Below are 23,739 nucleotides of genomic sequence, written 5' to 3'. Positions count from 1 at the left end.
TTTTGGACTTGTCATTTCAATTGACCTAAGGGGTTGCTTGGATCGGATGAAAAGCTTCGGGCCGTAAACTCTTGTCCGTTAGGCGTGTGGTGTTGAGTAGCTTTAGCATCTGTTTAATTCGCATCTGCCGGTATTCGACGTCTGTTTTGGCCGGGAAATCCGCTCCGACGTTGTTCGACGGTAGCGTCTGCGATGGGCACCCACCGGGACTCAGCATGTTCGGTCCGCGTGGGTTCAGTGTCTGCGGGTAGGGAACAGTAGAACGTCGACAAGCGAACACTGCCAAAGTCGTACTCGTACTCGGTTGTGGTGATGTGATTTCCCACGGTGGCGTCGACAAGCAGCTCCTCTTTGAGCTCCCGGGCGAGCGACTCCTCCGGTGTTTCACCGGCCTCAATCTTCCCGCCGGGGAATTCCCACTTGCCGGCGAGGGCCTTGCCTTCACCGCGCCGGGCTGAGAAGACGGTGCCGTTGCGGAGGATGACGGCGCCGGTGACGCCGATAAGCTTTGGCATGCGTTTCATCGTAGGGCAGGGGCTGGGGAATTAAACGGGAAGCTCGCCAACACGCTCTGCGGGCACGGCGACGACGGTCTCGGGGCTGTCCTTCGGGCCGCAGGAGGGGTATTTGTTGAACTTCTGGTCCTCGTCGCCAGGGAAGAGGAAGTTGTTGCCGCCGCAGAACCAACCGTTCGGGGCATCCCAGAATGCGCCGGAGCCTTGGGGTGGGGTGCCGGAGGGGGAGCCAGACATGTAGTCGTTGAAGACGGTCATGGCTTCGTCGCAGCTGAGGCCGTCGTTAAGCGTGACGATGGTGAACGAATCGACCTCACCACAGATGGTGCCGGCAGGGTCGAGGTCGTCGTCAGGTTTTTCTTCGGCGGGCTTTTCCTCGGTGGTTTTCTCTTCGGAGGGCTTCTCCTCGTGCGACTCGGGCTGGGCCGCAGAGGAGGCTTCAGCGACGGTTGTCAGCGCTGGTTCGGCGAGCTCGTCGGTGGAGGAGCAGCCGGTGAGGACTAGGCCGGTGGCGGCGAGGGTAATGAGGGGGAGAGCTTGTGATCGGGTGAAGCGCATAGGAACACAGTGTAGGCAGAAGTGTTTGTTGCAATCAGGGGGAATGCCTTGATTGGGGGGTTTCAGATGACTTAGCGTGAGACGTCTTCAAAGAGCATGCGGGTGGGGCCCTGCCAGAAATTCATTTTTGTAATCCGCTGGGCTCTTGCCACGAAATAGCTATAGGGCCATGGGTAGCGTACTGTTTGCGATTGATGAATATTGATGAATCCGCCGCTGAAGACCAGCAGGCGATGCCCCCGGTAGAAACCGGGGAAGAGATGGGGGCCGGCACTGAGGCCGGCGCGAACGAAGAAACTGAAAACAACGAAAACAACGAGAATGTTGCGGACGGGGAGACGCAGACAAGCGGCTTTGACGGCCTTGACCTCCCGGGCGATGTCATTGATGCGGTGAAGAAGGTCGGCTTTGAAACGCCGTCGCAGATTCAGGCGCAGACGATTCCGTTGCTGATGGAAGGCCGCGATGTGGTCGGCCTTGCGCAGACCGGTACGGGTAAGACGGCGGCGTTTGCGCTGCCGATTCTGGCGCGCATCGATAAGAAGGCCCGCCATCCGCAGGCCCTCGTGCTTGCGCCGACGCGTGAGCTGGCGCTGCAGGTATCTGATTCCTTCCAGTCTTTCGCTGATCACCTGGGTGGCATTTCGGTGCTGCCGATCTATGGTGGCCAGGCATACGGCATTCAGCTGTCCGGTCTGCGTCGTGGTGCGCAGATTATCGTCGGCACGCCTGGTCGTGTGATCGACCACCTGGAGAAGGGCTCGCTGGACATCTCTGATCTACGTTTCCTCGTGCTCGACGAGGCGGACGAGATGCTCAACATGGGCTTCCAGGAAGACGTGGAGCGCATTCTTGAGGACACGCCGGATGAGAAGCAGGTGGCGCTGTTCTCCGCGACGATGCCGAATGGCATTCGCCGCCTGTCCAAGCAGTACCTTGACGATCCTGCTGAGGTCACCGTCAAGGCGAAGACGCGCACCAACACCAACATCACGCAGCGCTACCTGTTCACCGCGCACCGCAACAAGCTCGACGCCATCACCCGCATCCTTGAGGTGACAGAGTTCGAGGCCATGATCGTGTTCGTGCGCACCAAGCACGAAACCGAAGAGCTCGTCGAGAAGCTGCGCGCGCGCGGATTCTCCGCAGCAGCTATCAACGGTGACATCGCTCAGCAGCAGCGTGAGCGCACCGTCGATCAGCTTCGCGACGGCCGCCTGGACATCCTCGTCGCCACCGACGTCGCCGCGCGTGGTCTGGATGTTGAGCGCATCTCGCACGTGCTCAACTACGACATCCCGAACGACACCGAGAGCTACGTCCACCGCATCGGCCGCACTGGCCGTGCCGGCCGTACCGGTGAGGCGATCCTGTTTGTCACCCCGCGCGAGCGCCGTATGCTGCGCTCCATTGAGAAGGTGACGGGCGCGAAGATCGAAGAGATGGAACTGCCGACGGTCGACGAGGTCAACGACTCCCGCAAGTCCAAGTTCGCCGACTCCATCACCGAGTCCCTGGAAGATTCCCAGCTGGATCTCTTCCGCGCACTCGTGCGCAGCTACTCCACGGAGCATGACGTGCCCATGGAAGACATCGCTGCCGCACTGGCCGCGCAGACCTCTGGCGACGAGTTCCTGATGAAGGAGCCGCCGAAGGACAAGCGCGATCGACGTGACCGCGAGCGCTGGGACCGTGATGACCGCCGTGACCGCGAGCGTGGCGACCGGTTTGATCGCGGTGGCCGTGGGGGCCGTGATCGTGGCGATCGTGGTGGCCGTGGGCGCTTCCACAACGATGACGTCAACTTTGACACCTACCGCCTTGACGTGGGCAAGCGCCAGCACGTCCGCCCAGGTGCCATCGTTGGTGCCCTAGCTAACGAAGGTGGCCTGACCAACCGTGACTTCGGCCGCATCACCATTGGCGGCGACTTCACCCTGGTCGAGCTGCCCAAGGACATGGACCGTAAGGTCCTCGACCGCCTGAAGGACACCCGCATCTCCGGCCAGCTGATCAACATTCAGCCGGATACTGGTGGGCCGTCCCGTGATCGCGGTGGCCGTGGTGGGCGCGGTGGTTATCGTGGCGATCGTGGTGGCCGTGGAGGTTACCGCGGTGATCGTGGCGACCGCGGTGATCGTAGTGGCTACCGTGGCAAGGGTCGCGGCAAGCGTGACTGGAGGGACTAACGCCTTTAGGTTGCTGCCTTCGCGGTAGTGGCCTTCCCGCTTGTAGCTGGGAGCGTCAGTGGAATCGTGTTATTGATTCTGCTGGCGCTCTTTTTCATATGCTGGTGCGCAGACAGATTGGCCAGCAGGAGTGGTCTCTATGCGGGGGAGACAATGTAGGGCATGTTGATGGTGATCATTATCGTGGCCGGTCTTGCGGTCATCTCTGGTGCTCTGACTGCCGTTTTGCAATCGCGCTAGTAAATACCCTCGGACGTGCGACAGCCCGCGCGCCGGCCGGCCAGTACTTTGGCAGTGTTAGGTGCGATAACCTGCGTCCTGTTTTTGCTTTCGTATGTTGTGTATGTCTTGAGTTAAGAGATAAAGAAAAGCGGTGCCCGTAGTGGGCACCGCTTCAGTCTTTGTGTCTTCGTGTGCTGGGGACTTAAGCCGGGGACGGCAGGAACATCAGGATGAGCACGAGGACCCAGAGCAGGTTGAAGATGCCGGCGCCGGCAGCGGCCTTGACGCGGGCGGACTCGAAGTTGGTTGCCACGTCGCGGGCGTCAGCTTCCGCCGGGTCGAGGGCGCCCAGGGAGCCCACGATCTTGCGCTGCTGCGGGATGACCATTGCAAACAGGAAGCCCCACGCCAGCACCGACAGGACAATGGCGGTGTGGAGGAAGTAGTTAGACCGGTAGGTCTCAAAATCAAAGGCCAAGACGGCGGCTCCAAGGAGCGGGGCGAGAATCGAGATCAAGCCGTAGGTAGTGGAGGTGCGATGCAGAAGGGCCGCGCGGCCGATTGCCTGGGCGTCGCCGGTGTTGGCTTGAGTAGCTGCCTTCGGGAAAGCGGATGTGGCCACCATGACGGGGCCGATCAAAATGATCGCGGCGGCGACGTGCAGGAAAATGAGGAAGGTGTTCATGGGTTACCACTTTACGGGGTGGGGCGGGCTTTGTATGCGGTGCGTGGGTGTTGGCGTGGGGTGGCTGTGTAAAAGCTTACATTGCAGGGGTAACTATCAAAGGGCAGGAACTCGTGACCTGCAGGTTCAGAATTTTAGTTGCGGTGGCATGTAAAATTTTGCACACGCTTCTCGACGGAGCCTGGATTCGTGGCGCCACCCACCCTCCTCAGAACGGCAATGCCGGCAACCCGAGTAAAGCCGGAAGGGTAGCGCAGGCCCGGCGCATGGCGGCTTTGTCGGCGCGGGTGACGGGGAGGTCGTAGGCGTTAGCCACGGCGGCGAGGCGACGAGAGTAGTCGCAGCGGTAGGACCGGGCGGTGGGGAGCCACTGGCTGGGGAGTTTGTCGGACTTGGCTTGGTTGGCGGCAGAGGATGTGACGATGAGGTTGGCAGGGTCGTTGGCAAAAGTGAGGCGTTTTTCGTCGGGCCAGGAGTGGGCGCCCATGTCCCAGGCGGCGCGGAGGGGAAAGAGGTGGTCGAGTTCCACGTCGGAAGGTGGGAGTGGGTCGCCGGTGTAGGGGTCCGTGATGGTCACGGGTTCCCACTGGGTGTAGGGCACGGAGCAGGTTGACTGGTTGTATGCAGCGGCCATGGCCGTTTCCCGGGTGGTGCAGCCGGTGGGGTGGTAAGCCCAGCCGTCGCCGAACTGCGCCCGAGAGTAATCGGGGACTGTGGGGCGGGAGGGGACTGTTGAGGTGGCACTGATAGGCGGTGTGTGAACAAACGGAAGGGGCACGACCGCAAGCGTGAGTGCGGTCAGTGCCCCGAGATAAATGTGGAAGGGCTTCATACCTCCTTAGACTGCGTCAGAGCCGGTTTGGTTCCCTTCGGGTGCAGAAATGTTGGAAAGTGCCTGGTGGAAGTCTGCTTCTGGGTGAGCAATCGCGTAGTCCATGACCTTGACATGACGGTCAAACTCGGCCTCAGATGCGGCAGAGGGTTTGGTGGCCAGGGAGACCAGGATCATGGCGATGGTGGCGAACGCGAAGCCCGGAACCATCTCGTAGATAAGAGCCGAGGTGGCGGGCAGCGAACCCCAGATGAACACGGTGAGAGCGCCCACGATCATGCCGGCCATAGCACCCTGCGAGGTGAGGTGACGCCAGTACAGGGAGGCGATGACCACGGGGCCGAACGCAGAACCGAAGCCAGCCCAGGCGAAGGCGACGAGGCCAAGGATGGTGTCGGACGGGTTGAGGGCCATGACCATGCCCAGGATGGCCACGAGGATGACCATCGTGCGGGAAGCGATGAGCAGAGCGGACTGGGAGGGCTCCTTCTTGGAAAAGACCTTGAACAGGTCCTCCACTAGTGCGGAGGAGGTGACCAGGAGCTGGGAGGACATGGTGGACATGATGGCGGCCAGAACCGCGGTGAGAACCAGACCAGCAATGAGCGGGTGGAACAGGATGCGGGTCATGTCCAGGAAGATGGTTTCAAAGCCCTTTTGGTCAGTCACGGAGTGTGCCGTCTGGCCGAAGTAGCTTGCACCGATGATGGCGGTGAAGATGGCGCCGAGGAAGCAGACACCCACCCAGATGAGGCCGGAGTTGCGGCCAGAGCGAGCTTCAGCTGGGCTGCGCAGTGCCATGAAGCGGGTGACAATGTGGGGCTGGCCCATGTAGCCCAGGCCCCATGCCAGGTTGCCGATGATGGCGGCGGCGGACACACCGGTGAAGAAGTTGAAGAAGTCTGGGTTGCCTTCCGGCCATGGGCCGTAGGCGTGGTTGGTGGGGTAGGAGAAGATGTCGCCGGGGTTATCAATGGCCAGCAGCGCCATGATGGGCACGATGGCCAGTGCAGCGAACATGAGCACGCCCTGGGCAACGTCGGTGTAGGACACCGCGAAGAAGCCACCGATGAAGGTGTAGATCACCGTGATGATGCCAACGATGAGCAGGCCGGTGACGTAGTCGCCCTGGAAGGTGGACTCGAAGTAGCGGCCGCCCGCAACCATGCCGGAGGAGACGTAGAAGGTGAAGAAGAAGATGATGATCAGGGCGGCGATGACGCGCAGAGCACGTGACTGATCATGCGTGCGGTTTTCGAAGAAGCTGGGCAGGGTGATCGAGTTGTTGGCCACCTCGGAGTAGGCACGCAGGCGTGGGGCCACCCACTGCCAGTTGGCCCATGTGCCGAGGAAGAGGCCGATGACGATCCACAGCTCACTCATGCCGGAGACGAACAGGGCGCCAGGCAGACCCATGAGGAGCCAGCCGGACATGTCGGAGGCACCGGCGGAGATACCCGCGACGAAGGCGGGGAGGTCGCGGCCACCGATGACGTAGTCGCCGTAGGCGGTGGTTTTGCGCCAGCCGTAGTAGCCGATGCCGAGCATGACGGCGAAGTAGGTGACGACGGCGATGATGATCCAGGTGTTATCAGACATGCGCACGTCCTTTCTGCATAGATCTGCTTAGAGGGCAAGAGAAAATGTCACACCTGTCATCTGACAGGTGGAAAGTGTGGTCAGAATAACGCACGAGGGGTGTGGGCGGGATCACCGGCTCTTTTTTGAAGGAATGCTTAGGGAGGTCAGTGTCGCGCTGTGGTGGTAGAAAAGACCTTATGCCTAAATTCCTTCTGCACGGCCTGTGGTTGCCCGGGTCTGGTCTCAACCTGTGGGTTGAGCGTGTGGAGGGGCACAAGATTGTTATGCCGTCTCAAGTGCCCGCTGGGACGTTTCCCGCTGTGGTGGAAAGTTTCTTGGAGGATGCGCGTTTCCGGCGCCGTGATTCGGTGAAGCTGCAAACCCCGAAGGGCAAACAGTTGCACCTCAAGGTTCCCACCGCGGCGTTCTCACCGTCAGACACAGTGCAGTTCCTCAGCACCGTGTCCATGCTGGATGAGAATTCCCCGGCAGCCACCGCGGCGCAGCGGGAAGCCATCGCACCAGACCTGTACTGGATCATTCGTCTGTACAACGGTTTAATTCGGTTTGTTCGTGCTGGGCGCGTGAGCATTCATGTGCGCCCGATCGAGGGGCTGTGGTTCCCCGAGTGGAAGTTGGGAACGGGGCTGGAGGAGCGCGGGTGGCTCGCCGCGATGATTGCTGCCGCGCCGGGGGTGATCACCGCGAACAACATGAATTTGGACGAGGATGTAGCCACCAACCTGGTCCATTGGATCGCCACGGCGTTGCTGGCCGATGAGCGTGAGCAGTCCCGCGTGTACCCGTGGCATGATTTCGCGGAGGCGCTGCTCACGTCGTCCGCTTTGCGTCGAGGCGGCTCGGATGTGTCGAAGCAGATCGCGCAGTGGAACGGGTCCATCACCGCGGTCAATGTGCAGCTCGTGTTCATCGTGGAGGAACCAGTCGATGAGCAGCTTATCCGCGACGCTGGGGACCCCACCGAAACTCTCACCACATCCGAGGCCCTGCAGTGGCCTGTTCGTGCGCAGGTGCGCGCCGGTGGGGACGCGCCGCGCCCGATTCGGGTCAGCGAATTAGATCGGGCCTCCCTGTCGAGTTTGCGGGATCAATTGCGCAAGGCAGTGACGGTGACTGACCTGTTGGATCCGGATAAGCATCCACGCCATCCCTTCACACCGACGACTGAGCGTGATGGTGATTGGGATTCCTACTTGTCCACCGAGGAGATCATGCGCTTGGTGGGCACAACTGCGAGCCTTTTGAGTGCACATGGCGTGAAGATCATGTTGCCGGCGGCGTGGCAGCGCATGGAAACAACGGCGAAGTTGACGGTGTCCGAACCGGATTCAGGGGATCCGGGGGCCGTACGCCGCTTTGGTGTGGATCAGCTGGTGGCCTATGACTGGAAGCTGGCGCTGGGTGATACAGAACTCACTGAGTCGGAGATGCGCCGCCTGGTCAGCTCTAAGTCAGGACTCATCAATTTGCGTGGCCAGTGGGTGCTGGCAGATACCCGCAGTTTGGCTAAGTCGCGGAAATACATCGAGTCCCTGAACAAGAAGGAAGTGGACTCAGGTCTGATCACCGCCGAGGAGCTCCGCCAGTTGGCGTTGGAGGCATCCACGGAGCATGACGGTGGTGGCTTGGACATCATCGGGGATGCCCATTCGCCGGTATGGATGCAAGCTCTCATCGGTGGCACGGACCGGCCGGCCCCCACCCGCCAAGAGATTCCAGACACGGTGCATGCGGAGCTGAGGGATTATCAGCGCAGGGGAGTGGATTGGCTCTATTTCATGTCACGTAATCAGCTCGGCGCTGTGCTTGCGGATGACATGGGCTTGGGCAAGACCCTGCAACTTCTCACCTTGCTGGCTGTTGAAGCCGAAAAGGGTGAGAAAACCGGACCCACACTCGTCGTTGCACCGACATCGGTGGTGGGCAACTGGGCGCGGGAGGCGCAGCGCTTCGTACCGGGCCTCAAGGTCGGTGTTCACCATGGTTCCGGCCGTCTCAAGGGAGACGAGCTCGTTGAGTGGATCGGGGATCTTGATCTGCTCATCACGTCCTACGGCGTTGTGGGGCGGGACTACCTCACCCTCAGTGAAGTGGAATGGGACCACGTGGTGTTGGATGAGGCGCAGGCGATTAAGAATGCGGCAACGAAGGCGTCGAAAAGCGTGCGTGCGATTGGTGCACGTCACCGCATCGCGCTAACCGGCACGCCAGTGGAGAATCGACTGGCTGAATTGCGCAGCATCCTTGATTTTGTGAACCCGGGAATTCTGGGCTCCCAGGCGTTCTTCCGCAACCACTTTGCCAAGGTGATTGAATCGCGCCGGGATGAGGAGCTGGCCAATGCCATGCAGGAGCGTCTGCAGCGATTGACCTCGCCTTTTGTGCTGCGGCGACTGAAATCGGATCCCGCGATCGTGGGTGACCTACCGGAAAAAACCGAGCAAGTGGTCACGGTGGATATGACTCCGGAGCAGGCTGCCTTGTACACCGCGCTGGTGGAGGCAATGCAGAAGGAGCTGGAAAGCCGCACCGGAATTGGGCGCAAGGGATTGGTGCTGTCCACCATCACGCGCATCAAGCAGATTTGTAACCATCCGGCGCATTACCTGGCCGATGGTTCCCCGGTGACGGAGAAAGGCAAGCACCGTTCCGGCAAGGTGGCCATGCTCATGGAGCTCATCGAGCAAGCGATTGAGACTGATCAGCGCGTGCTCGTGTTCACCCAGTACAAGGCTTTTGGTGACATCCTGCAGCCCTACTTGAGTGACAGGCTGGAGCACATTATTCCGTTCCTGCATGGTGGAGTGAGTAAGGCAGCGCGCGATGAGATGGTGGCCACATTCCAGGACCCGAATGGTCCGCGAGCGATGATCTTGTCTCTGCGTGCCGGTGGCACCGGTTTGAACCTCACCGCTGCTTCGATGGTCATTCACATGGACCGGTGGTGGAACCCGGCGGTGGAAAACCAGGCCACGGACCGGGCGTACCGCATTGGGCAGGACCGCAACGTGCAGGTGTACAAGATGATCACGCGCGGGACCATGGAGGAGTCTATCCAGGACATCTTGGACGGCAAATTGCAGCTCGCCGGCGCTGTGATCGGGGAAGGTGAAGGCTGGATCACTGAGCTAGACACAGAGGATCTGGCTGCGCTGATGAGCTACCGCGATGAGGGAAAGGAGTAAAGCCATGGCACAGCGACCACACGAGGACAATGTCACCTGGGTCAACTTCAATCAGCGCAAGAAGGTCAATTCCCCGGAGGAAACGCACCGGCTTGTTGATGAGCGTGTTGAAGCACAGCAGATTAAGGATGCGTGGACGCTGCGGCAAGGACAAGCTACGCAGCGAACTGAGTTGGAGTACAGCGACCCGGCACAGGTGTTGATGAATGCGGCTGCACGCGCCACAGACCAGGGGCGCTTTGGCAGAGGACGCAGATATGCGGATGGCGGCAATGTCCTAGAAGTCCGCGTGGAAAGCGGGCGATTCACCGGTACCGTTGCGGGATCTCAGAACGAGCCTTTCAACGTCTTGGTCATCCTCCCGTACCGCGAAGGACCGGAGATCGCGGAGGCACTGGACATGATCACCCGCCAGCCAAAACTGCTTGACCGTGCGCGCCGGGGCACGTTCGACCGCGCTTTGTTGGACATTCTCTTTGCCAGCAGCAGTGAGCGGTTCCGCTATCGCTGTGATTGCCCGGATCTTTCTGATGTGTGTAAGCACGCCGTGGCCGTGTCCATCAAGGCAGCGGAGTTGGTGGATTCGGATCCGAGCGTTGTGTTCCGCCTGCGCAACCTGGACGTGAACACGCTGGATCAACAGTTGCGTGAAACAGCGGGGCAGCGGGCAATGGCGTCCGCGGCGGAAGGATCAGAGTTTTTCTGGGCTGGCCATGAATTGCCCGATCTGCCACAGCCGAAGGTGGCCCCGATGATCGAGGATTCGGATCTGGATTTGCTGCATAAAGCGATGCAGATGATCTCTTTTACCAACATCGATCAGTTGCGTGCGGTATCAGATCTGGAGGATCTGTATGACGCGCTGACAAGAAACTAACGCGCGCATGTTCGAATGTTTCGGTGGCGTGTCGTACCCCTCTGATAGAAGTGGACAGCATGAGTGACGGGCTTGTTTTCATCCATTCTTCGGACTTCCAATTGGGAATGACACGATGGTTTCTCAATGAGGAAGCGCAATCGCGTTTCGACGACTCTCGGCTCCGCGCCATCACCCGCCTCGGCGACCTCGCCGTGGAAACAGGAGCGGAGTTCATCGTCGTCGCCGGCGATGTGTTTGATGCCAATGCCTTAAGTGAGCGCACGATGGGTCGTGCCTTGGACGCGATTGACGCGCTGCCGGTGCCCGTCTACCTGCTGCCCGGCAACCACGACCCGCTGGTGCCCGGAGCTGCCCTAGAGAAGGCGGATGCGCGCGCCAACATCACCGTGTTACGTGACAATACCCCGGTGGAGCACCGTCCCGGGGTGGAAATCGTCGGGGCGCCCCTATTGGCGCGCTATGCGTCCGAGGACTTGGCGGCCAAGGCCATTGCCGAACTGGAGCCTACGGATGCTATCCGCATTCTTGTCGCTCACGGCCAGACGGAGGGGCGCAGCGGGGATGAGTCAGAGGTCCTTCTGTCGCGCCCGAACTTGGAACGTGCGCTGAAGGATGGCGTCATTGACTACGTGGCGTTGGGGGATACCCACTCCGCAGGGCCTGTTGGTCCCAGCGGCCGGATCTGGTTCTCTGGTTCTCCGGAAACTACGGACTTTCATGATCGGCGGGAGAATGTGGCCGGGAATGAGGTGAATTCCGGGAAGGCGCTGGTGGTGAACGCGAATAAGCAAAGCGTTGAGGTGACAGAACATCAGGTGGGCGAGTGGACCTTCGAGGCGCTGCACTGGGATGTCGCTGACGGTGAGGACGTGAAGCACCTGCTGGCTGAGTTGGATGCGTACCCGGAGAAGGGACGCACGGTGGTGAAGTATTCGTTGGCAGGCACCTTGGGTTTAGAGGCCACCCGGGAGCTGGAGGCCGGTCTGGCCGAGCGTGAGCACGTGTTCGGGGCGCTGTACGAGCGTGAACGGATCATGGACCTACACCTAGAACCCAGCGATGAGGAGCTTGAGTCACTCCCGATTGCGGGCTATGCCCGTGAGGCGATGACGGAGCTCATCGACAGTGCTGCTGCCGTCCCAGCGGGAGACACAGCCACGCGTGATGCAGTGAACCTGCTGTTCCGTCTGAGTAAGGAGGCGAACTAATGCGCATCCACAACCTGGTCATTGACAACGTTCGTGGCGTGGAGCACCTTGCCCTGACGGACGTGCCGGACACCGGTGTGATTCTCATCCACGGTGATAATGAGGCCGGAAAGTCTACGATCCTCGAAGCGCTCGATGCGGTGCTCACCGCGAAGCATACGTCCACCGCGGCGAATATCCGGGCGCTCAACCCTATTGGGCGCGATGAAACGCCGTCAGTAGAACTCGGGGCGACGGTGGGGCCGTACACATTCACTGTGCACAAGAGCTTTGCTAAGGGAGCCAAGGGCAAAACAGAGCTGAGGATCACAGCGCCCAAGCGTGAGGAGTTGACGGGGGAGCAGGCCCACAACCGTCTGCGGGAGATCCTCGAAGAGCATGTGGATGAGCAGCTTTTTAGCGCGTTGTTTATGCGCCAAGGCTCCTTCACCGACGTCATTGAAGCCGCTGGCATTCCGTCCTTCACCCGCGCTCTGGAGCAGACCGGCACGGATGCTGGCTCAGCCGCAGGGGCGGACATGCTTGAGGATTCGGGCCTGATGCAAAAAGTGCAGAAGGAGTACGAGAAGTTCTTCTCCCCGAAGTCCGGTGCGGAGAAACAGAACCTCAAGGACGCTGATGCCGCGGTGGCTGCCGCGGAAGAAACCGTGCGCGAATCCGCGGCACGCAAGGCTGCCTATGAGGATGACGTGGATGAGTACGCGCGCAGTGAGCAGGAGATGCGCACCATCGCAGCCGAACTGCCCGACGCGGAGAAGGAACTCGAACAGCGCGAAGCCGAAGCTGCCCAGGCGCGTGAAGTTGCCGGCAAGCTCACTGAGGCGAAAGACAAGGCCACGCGTGCCACCACGGACCGTGAACGCGCCGAAGCGGACCAGAAATACCGCACGACGTTGACGGAGCGCGCAGAAGCAGCAGCAACGGAACTGACGGAACTGGCTGCTTTGGTGGAACCCGCGCGGCAGAAGGCCGAGGCGGAAAACGAGCGAGTGGCGGAGAAGAAGACTGCCCACGCCGATGCCCGTGAAGCACTGGTTGCTGCGCGTCAGGCCACTGCGGATAAGGAGCGCGCCCGCGAGCTTGCCATCGCGCACGAGCGGATTGGTGATGTCGAGGATCAGGTTGATGAGCTTGACCGGGTAGACAAGGAGATCGCGGATCTCGTGGCAGCCCTGCCCGCGCGTCCCGTGACGGATGATGATGTCCGCGCGATCGAAAGCGCTACCCAAAACGTGGCACTGCAACGCCGGCTGCTCGATGCCGCGGCCGCCCGCCTAGACCTCACCGCCACCACCGCGTCCACGGTCACCGTTGATGGGGAAGAGGTGGGAGTCGGGGATGAGGCGATGTCCCTCGCCCTGCATGACGGTGTCCAGCTGACCATCGGTGATGTGACGTTGACCTACCGGGCTGCCCCCGGCACCAGCAATGCGTCCCATGCGGTGGAGGATGCTGAAGCTGAACTTGGGCGTGCACTGCAAGCCGCTGGCTGTGAGTCGTTGGAGGAAGCAAGGAAGCTTCGCGACGAGCACAGGGACACCACCGCCACCCTTGCCGCCTACCGTGCTCGTCGAGCTGACATCCTTCGCGGTAAGGAGCCGGAGGAACTGCGCCAAGAATTGGTGCGCCTGCGTGAACTTGCGGGAGTGTCCTCCGAGGACGCTGCCGGCAATGACGGTGTCATCCTCAGCGTTGAGGATGCCGATGCCGCGCTGGAAGCTGCACGCGCTACGGAGAAAGACGCGAGCGAAGCAGCGCATGTTCTCGAAGTGGAACTGGCTCAGCTGGCTGCCCAGCCCGATGCGGCGAAGCTCGCGGATATTGAAGCGCGCGTGGCCAACCACACTGCAATCCGTGATGCTGCCCAGGCTGAACTCGATGCCGCACGGGAGAAGATCAGTGATGCGGACTTGGCCACTGCCGCCGAAGAAGCGGCGCTCGCTGAAAAGGAAGCGCAGGCAGTTGTCGAGGAACTCACCGCCCAGGTTGCAGACGTTGATCCGGAGCAGGCAGAAAGCCTCCGCGAGGGCGCTGCCAACCGAGTAGCCAACCTCAGCCGGCGCTATGACGCTGCCCGTGACCGCAAGCTGGAGCTCGGCTTCCGCGTGACCAGTGCGGAAGGCGAAGCAGAGGCCCTTGACAAGGCAGAAGCCGCGTTGGAGGCAGCACGAGTACGGTGCGACAGGCTGCGCCGCCAAGCCGCTGCCGTCAAGCTGCTCCATGGAACCCTTGTCGCGCACCGCGATGCGGCGCGTGCGAAGTATGCGGCACCGTTTGCTCAGGCATTGCAGCGCTACGCGTCGCGCGTCTTTGGCCCGGGTACCGAGTTCACCCTGGATGAGTCGCTGCAGGTCACCGCCCGCACGCTCGACGGCACGACGGTGGATATGAACCAGCTTTCCGGTGGCGCAAAGGAGCAGATGGCGCTGCTCACTCGATTTGCCATCGCGGACATGGTGGCGGGGAATTCACCGGATGCGATGCCAGTGGTCGTCGATGATGCCTTGGGGGCCACGGACCCCACGCGCCTGGAGTTGATGAACGCATTGTTCACGCAAGTGGGTACACGCTCCCAGGTGTTTGTGCTGACCTGTTTCCCGCAACGCTTCGACCGTGTTTCCGCGGCCAAGAGTGCTTCGATCCAGGAGCTGAAGAGCCGGCGGTAATTCGCGGGTGGATTCGCGCGGCGATCTGAGGGTTGGCTAGTCTAGGCCAGTATGACAGCCGAACCCCGCTGGCTCAGCGATGAAGAGCAGGCGTTCTGGCGGTTGCTTCTGGCAGCCGGCCGCACACTCGACCAGGTAGTGGATACCGCATTGAATGAAAGCGCGGATCTCTCCAGCCCGGAATTTGCAGTGTTGGTTACGTTGTCCGAAGCCGAGGACCGGCGCTTGCGCCTGCGTGAAGTCTGCGCGGAGCTTGGCTGGGACCGGTCCCGCACGTCCCACCAGATCACGCGCATGGAGCGCCGCGGTTTGGTGTCCAAAGAAAAAAGCCCGGGCGATGCCCGGGGCGTGATGGTGTGCCTCACCGATAGGGGGATGACTCACCTGGAGCAGGCTGCGCCTGACCATGTTGAGACGGTGCGCCGCGCGGTCTTTGACCACTTGGCCCCCGCCGATATTCCCGCGATCTCACGGTTCTTTGAGGGCATCCTGGCTGTTGACGCCAATGACGATGCGGATGCCCCCACCGCTAACTAAGCGCGCTTGATGCCGGAGCCGTCGATCTCGATGGCGATCTTCTCACCAACCAGTGCGCCGCCGGAGTTCAGCGGTGCCTCGAAGTCGATGCCGAAGTCCTTGCGGTTAATGGTGGTGCGTGCCTCAAAACCAACGCGAGTGTTGCCGTAAGGGTCAACCTCCGTGCCGAAGGTCTCCACGTCTAGGGTGACGGACTTGGTCGTGCCCTTAATGGTCAGGTCACCGGTGACGGTGCCGTTGCCGGATGCGTCGACGTCGAACGCGGTGGACACAAAGGTCATCTGCGGGTGGTTGTCGGTGTCGAAGAAGTCCTCGTTGCGCAGGTGTGCATCACGGTCAGCGTTACGCGTATCGACGGAACCCGTCTCCACCGTCGCCTCCACCTTGCTCTTTGCCGGGTTCTCCTGGTTCACGGTCAGGGTTGCCTGGAAGTCGTTGAAGTTACCGCGGACCTTGGTCACCATGGCGTGGCGCACGGTGAATCCAACGGTGGAGTGGGTGGTGTCAAGGTCGTAGGTACCGGTCAGAGTGTTGGTCATGGTGACTCCTTAAATCATTTTCCTAAAGATGTTGACGTGTCCCCAACGGGGCTGTTTTCAATAGTAAGAGCAAGACGGTGACATGTCAACAATATTTGTGAATTTTCTTCAGCGGGCCGGTTTGTCAGGTGCCAATAGGGGAGTGCTAGATTAGGGAGCGCTGTCACAGCATGTGCGGTACGCTGCACAGTTTGACTGTCTCCGTAGCTCAGTGGATTAGAGCATCGGTTTCCGGTACCGAAGGTCGCAGGTTCGAATCCTGTCGGGGACGCGTTGTCATGAGTCGCGTCATAGTTGACACTATGAGTTGCGACATCGTTGACAAACCGGCGTCATGGTTTTTATTTTCCAAGGCGCCGGTTGTGGTTTTTAGGTCAGTCGGATGTGCTGTAATGAAGGAACTGATTTTGTGGTTGAATGGCACAAGGAAACAACATCCAGCGGATCTGGCTACCGAAAGGAAGAAGGTGCATGGGCTATGACTCTCAAGATGAGGAACGCCACGGTTCGAGCACGTCGCCGGGGAGTGGACCTGATGGAGACCAATCCGCGTCCGCTGCGGACGAAAGCGCGCATGGAGGGGAACGATCCCCGGCTGACCATTTACAACGGTTGGAAAACGACATTCAGCGCGCTGGACGACAGTATCCAGAAAGCTCTCTCGACGAAGTAATCGATGCTGAGTTTGTTAGCGAACTAAAACGGCAAGTAGTAGCTAGTTCGTACATGTGGGCCGCTCCAGCACCATCGCCAGATACTCTCGAAGCCTATAACCAGGTTGATCCGACTTTCGCTGACCGTGCGATGCAAATGGCGGAGCAAAGTATTGCGGCGTCAAACCGTGAGAAGGAATGGCTTGCTAAGGGCGATGTAGACGCACTGAAGCGTGGCCAATATCTGAGCTTTGGAATGTTTGTCGCGTCTGTCGGGGCTTCATTACTTGTTTACTTCGGCGGTGGTTCGGAATTGCTCGCTGGATTATTCCTAGCGCCTCCTGTAATGCAGTTTCTTGGCAAGTTCGTTAGAACCGTCCGTAAAGAAGAGGATGACAAGATCGACTAACCCGGTTGGGTCCGGGCATCCCTGATGCGAAGGGATCTGGTCTTTTTACGGACTTATTCGTCCGGGTTGAATTCGACTGAGTCGATGATCTCCTCGATCTCCTTATCGGACAATGTGGTGGCCGTGATCTCGAGGCCGGCGGCGCCGCCGGTGCCGGAGGAGACGAATACCCATGCGTCTTTGACGGTCTCGCCTTTGGAGCCGTTGGTTGTCCAGGTGGTCAGTTTGGCTTCGTCGGCGTTTTTGATCTTGAGGTCACGGGATTCACCGAGTTCGAAGTCGGTGCCGTGTGTGGTGCTGAACAGGGCGTTCGCCTCGAAGTGGCCCATGTTTGCCATGGCGGTGGGACCCTGTCCTTGGTTGGAGCTCATACGGGCGATGTCCGTGGGGTTGTCCAGGTCATTGGCCCATGATGTGGTGAACCCGTTCATGGTGGGCTTGAAGTCGGGGTTCTTGGTCCAGCCGTCGGGAAGTTCGATGGAGATTCGGCCTTCTTTGGCGCGCTGTGTGCCCTTGGTGTCGGACTTGGATGTGTCCTCCGAAGCCTGGGCGCTGTCTGATTCGGCGGGGCTAGAGGAACCGTCGAAAGCTCCTAGGGTGCATGAGCTCAGCAGGGTGGCGGAGGTGAAAAGAACGGTGATCGTGGCTGCAAAGGGAGCTGGTTTCATGATTCTCTCCAGATTTGGGCTTTGCCCACGAGGGTAACGGGGAATGTGAGTTGTGTCTCGTTATCTAAACGAGCGAACAGAAGGATGCAGCTAGGCTTTTGCCCATGAAACCTCAAGCGATTCTTGGAACCTTGCTCGCCGGTGCGATAGGCATTCCGGTGCTGACGGTGTTGCTCAACAGCGTTATTGGTGATCCGGAGTACTGGTCGGCGATCAGTGCGGTGACTATGGCGATGGGAGCGACGCTGGCCACCGTGTGGGTCGGTTTCCTGGATACGTACCTTTTCGTGGTCTCGCGCAGGGAGCCGGTGGGCACCGGTGTTTTGGTTACGGCCTTGGTGGGCAGCGCGATGTTGTTTATCGGGTTCGGTTCGACGGCGCTTGCCTCGTGGGAAGAGGTGCAGGCGGGTCAGGCGCTGCCGATTATTAACCTCTTTATCTTCTTGATCCCGCTGGGGCTCATCGTCGTGGCCGTTGCTTTTCTTATGGCGTTGGCCAGCAAAAACGCGGTTAGAGTCCCGCCATCGCAATGATCTGCACCAGCACGTTAGTGCACATATGCAGGATGAAGCCGGCCCACAGTGAGCGGTGCCACCGGGTGACCAGGGCGAAGGAAAGGCCAGCGAAGAACGTGTAAATGATCGCAGCCGGCGCGATATGCGCGAGCCCGAACACAAGTGAGGAGAGCAGCACGCTGGCAGCCGCGGGCATGAGGCGGTCCAGGTAGCCCATGATGAGGCGGCGGAAGACAACCTCTTCCAGGAATGGGCCGATGAGCAGATATGCACCCAGAGTGAATAGAACGAGCGCGGTGCCCTCGCCATATGTGTCTGACCGTTCACCCGGTGCCATGCCAAAAAGCGTGCCGACGATCGACGTACACACCGTCGCCCCCACAATCGCCGCGGGGACCTGCCACACCAGGTGCCAACCCCGTGCGCCCAGCGGACGGAACCCGAGGGGAAGACCACGGCGCTTGAGGTAGGTGACTAATGCGATGGCGGGGATGACAAGGGAGAGCACGATCAGCACCGGCATGAGGACCTTGATGCTGGTGCCGCCGCCCACATCCTTGAGGCCAAATGCGGAACCGATCAGCAGCACATAAACAGCCAGAATCGCGGCGATGCCCACGAGCATGTCTTTGAGCTGCGGACGAATGCTGAGTGGATCGGTGCGCGCGTCGGTACTTGCAGGGGGTGTGTTCATTGTGCTGAGTCTAACGTCTACGGGATTTTCCGGCTCCCAGGAAACATGGAGACAACCCTGATGGAACCGGCACCTGTTCATCATTGCTCTACATGGTTCATGCCCCATAGTTAATGGTGCGCGCGTGAGAAGCGCGGCACGGGAAAATGACAGCAGATCGGCCCGCACCCCTCCACATGGAAGGTGCGGGCCGATCTGTATTTCCTCAACTCGCCCTACCTAACCCGTCTTTTTTCGTCACGTGATTGTAAAGGTTTACATGGCGAAAAACTGGCTCAGCCGAAGTGCCAGGTAGAGGATTTCTGCCGTTGGGTAGTTACCGTCGCAATGTAATTTTTTACACAGGGGCGAGCGTGCGGGGGCTTAAGGGCCGGAGGCTTTGCCGCGTCAGTCCACAGCGTTTAGTCCACCACGAACACGATCAGATCACGCGGACCATGCACACCCTCGACGCGGACGAGCTCGATGTCGGAGGTGGCCGATGGCCCGGAGATGAGCGTGGTGGGCAGTTCCGGGTCCAGTTTGGCAAACATCTCTGGCACGCCGTAGACCACGGAATCCATGTGCACGATGCACAGGTGGCGGTCGGGGACCAGGCTCAGGGCACGGCGGCCGCACTTGCCGGCACCGGCCTCGGATTGGAGGCAGATGGTGCCGGTTTGGGCAGAGGAGACGACGGAGCTGGTGACCACGGCGTCGACATCATTGAGCGTTCGCGGATCGACGGTGACGTCGTCGGGTTGGGCGTTGCCACTGAAGGAAGCGAAAAGGTCACTGTCCAAGCCTTGGGCGTAGCGGACCTCTTTAGCGTTGTGCTCCTGGAGAACAGAAGCGATCGCCTCTGGGAGCTCGGCGGAGCTGACTTTTTTGACCGTGGCTTTGTAGTCCACGAGGCGGTCCACGAGCATGTCCCGCAGTTCATCACGGTTAAGTGGTGTCTCGGTGCGGTATTCCCGGACAGGCTCAACGCTGGCGGGGGAGTGAGCCAGCTGGTGGGCGTTGCGGATGCGGGTGAGGATTTCCTCTTTAGCGGTAGCCATTAGTGTTCCTCCTCCTGGTGGGCGGGGATGCCTTCAGCGCGGGCGTCGGCAAGCAATTGCTGCGCTTCGTCCGATGCGAACCATTGACGGAAGGACTTCTTGGGTGGCACGGCAACGTCGCGGTAATTCGTCCAGGCGGAGACTGGTGGTGGCATCTTGTCGATGACACCGTTGAATCCACCGAGTACACGGCCAACGGCGACCATGCGCACAGCCTTGTCCCACAGCGCGCTGTGGCCCCACACCTGGGCAATGGTGGCAAACATGGCGCCCTCGATCGGCGGGCGGTGGTTTTCCACCTTCTGGTGGCGCATCTCTAACAGGACGTCTGTAATAGGAATCTTGACGGGGCAGACTTCATCGCACCGGCCACACAGTGAGGAGGCGTAGGGGAGGGACGCGGTGACGTCATCAGCGGAGTCCATGCCGGCGAGCTGCGGGGTGAGGATCGCACCGATCGGGCCGGGGTAGACCGAACCATAAGCGTGGCCGCCGGCGCGCTCGTAGACCGGGCAGACGTTCAGGCAGGCAGAACAGCGGATGCACTTGAGTGCCTCGCGGCCAATCTCATTGGACAGGGCAGCGGTACGGCCGTTGTCCACCAGCACGATGTGGAAGTCCTGCGGGCCATCATTCTCCGTCACACCGGACCAGATGGAGGTGTAGGGGTTCATGCGTTCGCCTGTCGACGACCGCGGGAGAAGCTGCATAAACACCCCGAGATCCTCGTACTTAGGCAGGATCTTCTCAATACCCATGACGGTGATGAGGGTCTCCGGCAGCGTTAGGCACATGCGGCCGTTGCCTTCGGACTCCACGATGGAGACGGAACCAGTCTCTGCGATACCGAAGTTGCAGCCGGAGATAGCCACCTTGGCCTTCATGAACTGCTCACGCAGGAAGGAGCGGGAGGCCTCCGCCAGCGCGGCGGGTTCGGAGGTGAGGTCCGCGGGTGCGCCGGGCATGTTCGCGGTGAAGATATCGCGGATCTCCGCCCGGTTGCGGTGGATGGCGGGGACGACGATGTGAGACGGGAAATCGTCACCCAGCTGCACGATGAGCTCAGCCAGGTCGGTTTCGCGGGCGTGGATGCCGTTGGCCTCCAGGACGTCATTAAGCGCGATCTCCTGGGTGGCCATGGACTTGATCTTCACAACATCGGTTTCACCCGTCTTCTTGATGAGGTCCGTGACAATCTGGGATGCCTCTTTGGCATCGCGTGCCCAGTGGACATGGCCACCACGCTTGGTCACGTTCTCCTCGAACTGCTCCAGCAGCTCCGGCAGGCGAGCGAGGGTATCGCGCTTGATGGTGGAACCAGCCTCGCGCAATGCTTGCCAGTCGTCGAGTTCGTTCACAACACCCTGGCGCTTGAGACGAATCTGGGTGGTGGCGTAGTTGAGATTGTGGCGCTGAGTGGAGTTGTTCAGCTCCGTCTTGGCATTCTTGGGAAATTTGTCATGCTCGCGAAAATGCCCCAGATCACGCGGTGCGTGCGGTGGCATCGTGGGGGTGCCTAATCCGACCTTCACAGCATCTTCTCCTTCGTGTACGCAGCGGATTCCGGTGTCCACGGGTGCTCGCGGGTAGAAGCGAGGATCTCCGCGATGTGGATGGCGCGGATACCGGTGTGCTGGCGGGACATGGCGCCACCGATGTTCATCAGGCAAGAGGAATCACCCGCGGTGACGTACTCCGCCTGTGTGTCTTTGATATGGCGCACTTTATCGGAGACCATTGCGGCCGAGACATCGGAATTCTTCAATGCGAAAGTGCCACCAAAACCACAGCACTCCTCGACGTTCTCCAGCTCGACGAGCTCCAAACCATCCACGGCCTTGAGCAGATCCGTGGGGCGGTCGCCGACCTTGATAAAGCGGCGGGAGTGGCACGTGGAGTGATACGTCACACGGTGGGGGAAGAATGCCCCCACGTCGGTAGTGCCCATGACATCGACGATGAACTCTGAAAGATCAAGTGTCTTCTTCGTGGTTTTCTTCGTCCCATCAACGAGCGCCGGAGTGCCGTAGCGTTCTGCGATACGCGTGTGCTGCTCACGCACCGCGCCCGTACAGGAGCCAGACGGGGTGACCACGTAATCAATAGAGTCATCCGCGAAAGCATCCACGTAGTTCTTAATTATTGGCACTGTCTCTCGCTGGTAACCGGTGTTGATATGCATCTGCCCACAGCAAGTCTGTTCGGGCGGAAACACCACCTCACACCCAAGACGCGACAACACCAATGCTGCCGCCTTGTGTGCATCAGGAAACAGTGCATCACCAATACACGTACTAAATAGCGCTACACGCACTGCTGGCTCCTTTCTGGGTCAATCTCGGCCAGCCGGATCAAGGCGGCAATCAGGTATCCGCCCCATAACCGCGACGCTACTCCTCATCGCGCGCGGATGCGCGTAAAGCCGACGGCCCCGCTTGGTATCGCGCCGGGAAGCTCCTCTAAACTTGGCCTCCATGACCCCAGCTGACCTTGCCACTACCGTTCGTACCGTCACCCTGGAAGCGCTCGCAGGGCGTGACTTGCCGGACGGTGCCACCCCAGAATCGATCGTTCCTGCCACCGTCACCGTGGAGCGCCCACGTAATCCGGAGCACGGGGATTACGCCACCAACGTCGCTTTGCAGGTGGCCAAGAAGGCAGGTATGAATCCGCGTGAGCTCGCGCAATTGCTTGTTAGCGGGCTCGTGGCCAACCCCGCCATCGACTCCGCCGAGATCGCCGGCCCGGGCTTTATCAACCTTCGCCTGGGCGCTGCGGCCACCGGCGGCATCGTGGCCAACATCCTGGAGCAGGGGGAGCGCTTTGGTGCCTCGGACCTCTACAGCGGAGAGAAGATCAACTTGGAATTCGTCTCCGCGAACCCGACGGGGCCCATCCACCTGGGGGGTACCCGTTGGGCAGCCGTGGGTGATTCGCTGGGCCGCGTGCTGGAATTCTCCGGTGCAGAGGTGACCCGCGAGTACTACTTCAACGATCACGGTGGCCAGATCGACCGTTTTGCGCGTTCGCTGGTGGCGGCAGCCAAGGGTGAGCCGACGCCGGAGGACGGCTACGGCGGGGAATATATTCAGGAGATTGCACAGGAGATCGTCGCTAAGCATCCTGATGCCCTGGAAGGCGACGCTGAGACCGTGCAGGAAACTTTCCGCGCTGAGGGCGTGGAGAAGATGTTTGAGCAGATCAAGTCCTCGCTGCATGAGTTTGGCACGGACTTTGATGTGTTCTTCCACGAGAACTCCCTGTTTGAGTCTGGTGCCGTTGAACGCGCGATCCAAACCTTGAAGGACAACGGCAACCTCTACGAATCTGACGGTGCCTGGTGGCTGCGCTCCACGGACTTTGGGGATGACAAGGACCGTGTGGTGATCAAGTCTGATGGTGACGCCGCATATATCGCAGGTGACATTGCCTACGTGGCCGATAAGTTTGATCGCGGACACACGCTGGCGATTTACATGCTGGGTGCGGACCACCACGGATACATTGCGCGTCTGCGCGCAGCGGCGCAGGCGCTCGGCTACGACCCGCAGGCCGTGGAAGTACTCATCGGGCAGATGGTCAACCTCGTGCGCGACGGCAAGCCGATGAAGATGTCCAAGCGCGCTGGCACGGTGATTACTCTCGACGACCTAGTGGACCTCATCGGCCGCGACGCGGCGCGCTACTCGCTGGTGCGCTCCTCGGTGGACTCGACGCTGGACATTGATCTGGATCTGTGGGAGAAGCAGTCCAACGACAACCCGGTGTACTACGTGCAGTACGGCCACACCCGCTTGGCGTCCATTGGGCGCAAGGCTGCGGAGGCCAACGTGTCCGCGGAAGGCGCGGACCTGTCTCTGTTGACGCATGAGAAGGAAGGCGACCTCATCCGCACGCTGGGCGAGTTCCCGGCTGTGGTCAAGGCCGCCGCCGAGCTGCGTGAGCCGCACCGCATCGCGCGCTACGCTGAGGAGCTGGCCAGCGTCTTCCACAAGTTCTACGACGCCTGCCAGATCTTGCCCAAGGCGGGGGAGAACCCGGAACCGATCCACTCTGCACGCCTGGCCCTGGCAGCTGCGTCCCGCCAGGTTCTGGCCAACGCCCTGGGGTTGCTTGGCATCACTGCGCCCGAAAGGATGTAA

At 60.5% G+C, this 23,739-nt stretch carries 20 protein-coding genes and 1 tRNA gene; 10 read left to right on the top strand and 11 right to left on the bottom strand.

Annotated elements, in window-relative coordinates; all coding sequences use genetic code 11:
- Positions 1-113: 113 nt before the first annotated feature.
- Both QP968_RS03505 and QP968_RS03500 read right to left on the bottom strand, forming a co-directional pair.
- Entirely contained in the window at positions 114-515 is a 402-nt protein-coding gene (locus QP968_RS03505) for a (deoxy)nucleoside triphosphate pyrophosphohydrolase (protein WP_284855039.1), read from the bottom strand.
- 30 nt (positions 516-545) lie between these two features.
- The gene (locus tag QP968_RS03500) at positions 546-1,073 is read right to left on the bottom strand and encodes a hypothetical protein (protein WP_284855038.1); all 528 of its coding nucleotides are present in this window, start codon (positions 1,071-1,073) and stop codon (positions 546-548) included.
- 194 nt (positions 1,074-1,267) lie between these two features.
- Between QP968_RS03500 and QP968_RS03495 the strand changes: the two genes are divergently transcribed.
- On the top strand, positions 1,268-3,262 hold the full coding sequence (locus QP968_RS03495; RefSeq protein ID WP_284855037.1) for a DEAD/DEAH box helicase: 1,995 nt from the start codon (positions 1,268-1,270) through the stop codon (positions 3,260-3,262).
- Positions 3,263-3,686: 424 nt separating this feature from the next.
- Here QP968_RS03495 and QP968_RS03490 read toward each other — a convergent pair whose 3' ends face one another.
- The 3 genes from QP968_RS03490 to putP form a co-directional block, all read right to left on the bottom strand.
- Positions 3,687-4,169, bottom strand: a complete 483-nt coding sequence (locus QP968_RS03490) for a DUF2269 domain-containing protein (RefSeq protein ID WP_284855036.1) — start codon at positions 4,167-4,169, stop codon at positions 3,687-3,689.
- Positions 4,170-4,377: 208 nt separating this feature from the next.
- On the bottom strand, positions 4,378-5,001 hold the full coding sequence (locus QP968_RS03485; RefSeq protein WP_284855035.1) for an HNH endonuclease family protein: 624 nt from the start codon (positions 4,999-5,001) through the stop codon (positions 4,378-4,380).
- A gap of 6 nt (positions 5,002-5,007) precedes the next feature.
- Entirely contained in the window at positions 5,008-6,600 is a 1,593-nt protein-coding gene (gene putP / locus QP968_RS03480) for a sodium/proline symporter PutP (RefSeq protein ID WP_284855034.1), read from the bottom strand.
- A gap of 179 nt (positions 6,601-6,779) precedes the next feature.
- On the opposite strand from putP, the gene QP968_RS03475 reads away from it, so the two are divergent.
- From QP968_RS03475 to QP968_RS03455, 5 genes are read left to right on the top strand one after another with little or no spacing between them, the layout of a single operon-like run.
- Positions 6,780-9,788 (top strand): DEAD/DEAH box helicase, encoded by a 3,009-nt coding sequence (locus QP968_RS03475; RefSeq protein WP_284855033.1) that lies wholly within the window; start codon positions 6,780-6,782, stop codon positions 9,786-9,788.
- A gap of 4 nt (positions 9,789-9,792) precedes the next feature.
- Positions 9,793-10,665 carry an SWIM zinc finger family protein gene (locus QP968_RS03470; RefSeq protein ID WP_284855032.1) on the top strand — a complete coding sequence of 291 codons (873 nt, stop codon included), beginning with the start codon at positions 9,793-9,795 and terminating at the stop codon, positions 10,663-10,665.
- 59 nt (positions 10,666-10,724) lie between these two features.
- Entirely contained in the window at positions 10,725-11,876 is a 1,152-nt protein-coding gene (locus QP968_RS03465; RefSeq protein ID WP_284855031.1) for a metallophosphoesterase family protein, read from the top strand.
- On the top strand, positions 11,876-14,542 hold the full coding sequence (locus tag QP968_RS03460) for an AAA family ATPase (protein ID WP_284855030.1): 2,667 nt from the start codon (positions 11,876-11,878) through the stop codon (positions 14,540-14,542). Before QP968_RS03465 ends, QP968_RS03460 begins: the two co-directional genes overlap by 1 nt.
- Before the next feature lie 51 nt (positions 14,543-14,593).
- On the top strand, positions 14,594-15,079 hold the full coding sequence (locus QP968_RS03455) for a MarR family winged helix-turn-helix transcriptional regulator (RefSeq protein ID WP_284855029.1): 486 nt from the start codon (positions 14,594-14,596) through the stop codon (positions 15,077-15,079).
- Here QP968_RS03455 and QP968_RS03450 read toward each other — a convergent pair.
- Positions 15,076-15,618: a YceI family protein gene (locus QP968_RS03450; protein ID WP_284855028.1), complete on the bottom strand. Its 543-nt coding sequence runs from the start codon at positions 15,616-15,618 to the stop codon at positions 15,076-15,078. The two genes, QP968_RS03455 and QP968_RS03450, sit on opposite strands and share 4 nt — an antisense overlap.
- A gap of 197 nt (positions 15,619-15,815) precedes the next feature.
- Here QP968_RS03450 and QP968_RS03445 point away from each other — a divergent pair.
- Positions 15,816-15,889 (top strand) — tRNA-Arg (locus QP968_RS03445).
- A gap of 200 nt (positions 15,890-16,089) precedes the next feature.
- Positions 16,090-16,680 (top strand): DUF2335 domain-containing protein, encoded by a 591-nt coding sequence (locus tag QP968_RS03440; protein ID WP_284855027.1) that lies wholly within the window; start codon positions 16,090-16,092, stop codon positions 16,678-16,680.
- A 53-nt stretch (positions 16,681-16,733) separates the two neighbouring features.
- Here QP968_RS03440 and QP968_RS03435 read toward each other — a convergent pair whose 3' ends face one another.
- Complete coding sequence (locus tag QP968_RS03435; protein ID WP_284855026.1) at positions 16,734-17,348, bottom strand: hypothetical protein; 615 nt, start codon at positions 17,346-17,348, stop codon at positions 16,734-16,736.
- A 104-nt stretch (positions 17,349-17,452) separates the two neighbouring features.
- Here QP968_RS03435 and QP968_RS03430 point away from each other — a divergent pair, with 104 nt between their 5' ends.
- Positions 17,453-17,881, top strand: coding sequence for a hypothetical protein (locus QP968_RS03430; RefSeq protein ID WP_284855025.1), 429 nt, complete (start codon positions 17,453-17,455; stop codon positions 17,879-17,881).
- On the opposite strand, the gene QP968_RS03425 is transcribed toward QP968_RS03430, so the two are convergent.
- From QP968_RS03425 to QP968_RS03410, 4 genes are all read right to left on the bottom strand, one after another.
- Positions 17,859-18,557, bottom strand: a complete 699-nt coding sequence (locus QP968_RS03425; protein WP_284855024.1) for a CPBP family intramembrane glutamic endopeptidase — start codon at positions 18,555-18,557, stop codon at positions 17,859-17,861. The genes QP968_RS03430 and QP968_RS03425 overlap by 23 nt on opposite strands.
- Before the next feature lie 401 nt (positions 18,558-18,958).
- Positions 18,959-19,597 carry a LutC/YkgG family protein gene (locus tag QP968_RS03420; protein ID WP_284855023.1) on the bottom strand — a complete coding sequence of 213 codons (639 nt, stop codon included), beginning with the start codon at positions 19,595-19,597 and terminating at the stop codon, positions 18,959-18,961.
- Positions 19,597-21,102, bottom strand: a complete 1,506-nt coding sequence (locus QP968_RS03415; RefSeq protein ID WP_502870906.1) for a LutB/LldF family L-lactate oxidation iron-sulfur protein — start codon at positions 21,100-21,102, stop codon at positions 19,597-19,599. Before QP968_RS03415 ends, QP968_RS03420 begins: the two co-directional genes overlap by 1 nt.
- A gap of 23 nt (positions 21,103-21,125) precedes the next feature.
- Complete coding sequence (locus tag QP968_RS03410) at positions 21,126-21,911, bottom strand: (Fe-S)-binding protein (RefSeq protein WP_284855021.1); 786 nt, start codon at positions 21,909-21,911, stop codon at positions 21,126-21,128.
- Positions 21,912-22,071: 160 nt separating this feature from the next.
- Here QP968_RS03410 and argS point away from each other — a divergent pair, with 160 nt between their 5' ends.
- On the top strand, positions 22,072-23,739 hold the full coding sequence (argS, locus tag QP968_RS03405; RefSeq protein WP_284855020.1) for an arginine--tRNA ligase: 1,668 nt from the start codon (positions 22,072-22,074) through the stop codon (positions 23,737-23,739).

It is taken from the genome of Corynebacterium sp. MSK041 (assembly GCF_030232265.1).
In the GTDB taxonomy this organism is placed as follows: domain Bacteria; phylum Actinomycetota; class Actinomycetes; order Mycobacteriales; family Mycobacteriaceae; genus Corynebacterium.
This window is presented reverse-complemented; position numbering and strand designations above follow the sequence as displayed.

What these genes read in the sequence shown, in the direction of transcription:
- QP968_RS03505 (WP_284855039.1), bottom strand. Translation starts at nt 515, where the DNA reads ATGCCAAAGCTTATCGGCGTCACCGGCGCCGTCATCCTCCGCAACGGC.
- QP968_RS03500 (WP_284855038.1), bottom strand. Translation starts at nt 1,073, where the DNA reads ATGCGCTTCACCCGATCACAAGCTCTCCCCCTCATTACCCTCGCCGCC.
- QP968_RS03495 (WP_284855037.1), top strand. Translation starts at nt 1,268, where the DNA reads ATGAATATTGATGAATCCGCCGCTGAAGACCAGCAGGCGATGCCCCCG.
- QP968_RS03490 (WP_284855036.1), bottom strand. Translation starts at nt 4,169, where the DNA reads ATGAACACCTTCCTCATTTTCCTGCACGTCGCCGCCGCGATCATTTTG.
- QP968_RS03485 (WP_284855035.1), bottom strand. Translation starts at nt 5,001, where the DNA reads ATGAAGCCCTTCCACATTTATCTCGGGGCACTGACCGCACTCACGCTT.
- putP (WP_284855034.1), bottom strand. Translation starts at nt 6,600, where the DNA reads ATGTCTGATAACACCTGGATCATCATCGCCGTCGTCACCTACTTCGCC.
- QP968_RS03475 (WP_284855033.1), top strand. Translation starts at nt 6,780, where the DNA reads ATGCCTAAATTCCTTCTGCACGGCCTGTGGTTGCCCGGGTCTGGTCTC.
- QP968_RS03470 (WP_284855032.1), top strand. Translation starts at nt 9,793, where the DNA reads ATGGCACAGCGACCACACGAGGACAATGTCACCTGGGTCAACTTCAAT.
- QP968_RS03465 (WP_284855031.1), top strand. Translation starts at nt 10,725, where the DNA reads ATGAGTGACGGGCTTGTTTTCATCCATTCTTCGGACTTCCAATTGGGA.
- QP968_RS03460 (WP_284855030.1), top strand. Translation starts at nt 11,876, where the DNA reads ATGCGCATCCACAACCTGGTCATTGACAACGTTCGTGGCGTGGAGCAC.
- QP968_RS03455 (WP_284855029.1), top strand. Translation starts at nt 14,594, where the DNA reads ATGACAGCCGAACCCCGCTGGCTCAGCGATGAAGAGCAGGCGTTCTGG.
- QP968_RS03450 (WP_284855028.1), bottom strand. Translation starts at nt 15,618, where the DNA reads ATGACCAACACTCTGACCGGTACCTACGACCTTGACACCACCCACTCC.
- QP968_RS03440 (WP_284855027.1), top strand. Translation starts at nt 16,090, where the DNA reads ATGGGCTATGACTCTCAAGATGAGGAACGCCACGGTTCGAGCACGTCG.
- QP968_RS03435 (WP_284855026.1), bottom strand. Translation starts at nt 17,348, where the DNA reads ATGAAACCAGCTCCCTTTGCAGCCACGATCACCGTTCTTTTCACCTCC.
- QP968_RS03430 (WP_284855025.1), top strand. Translation starts at nt 17,453, where the DNA reads ATGAAACCTCAAGCGATTCTTGGAACCTTGCTCGCCGGTGCGATAGGC.
- QP968_RS03425 (WP_284855024.1), bottom strand. Translation starts at nt 18,557, where the DNA reads ATGAACACACCCCCTGCAAGTACCGACGCGCGCACCGATCCACTCAGC.
- QP968_RS03420 (WP_284855023.1), bottom strand. Translation starts at nt 19,597, where the DNA reads ATGGCTACCGCTAAAGAGGAAATCCTCACCCGCATCCGCAACGCCCAC.
- QP968_RS03415 (WP_502870906.1), bottom strand. Translation starts at nt 21,102, where the DNA reads ATGCCACCGCACGCACCGCGTGATCTGGGGCATTTTCGCGAGCATGAC.
- argS (WP_284855020.1), top strand. Translation starts at nt 22,072, where the DNA reads ATGACCCCAGCTGACCTTGCCACTACCGTTCGTACCGTCACCCTGGAA.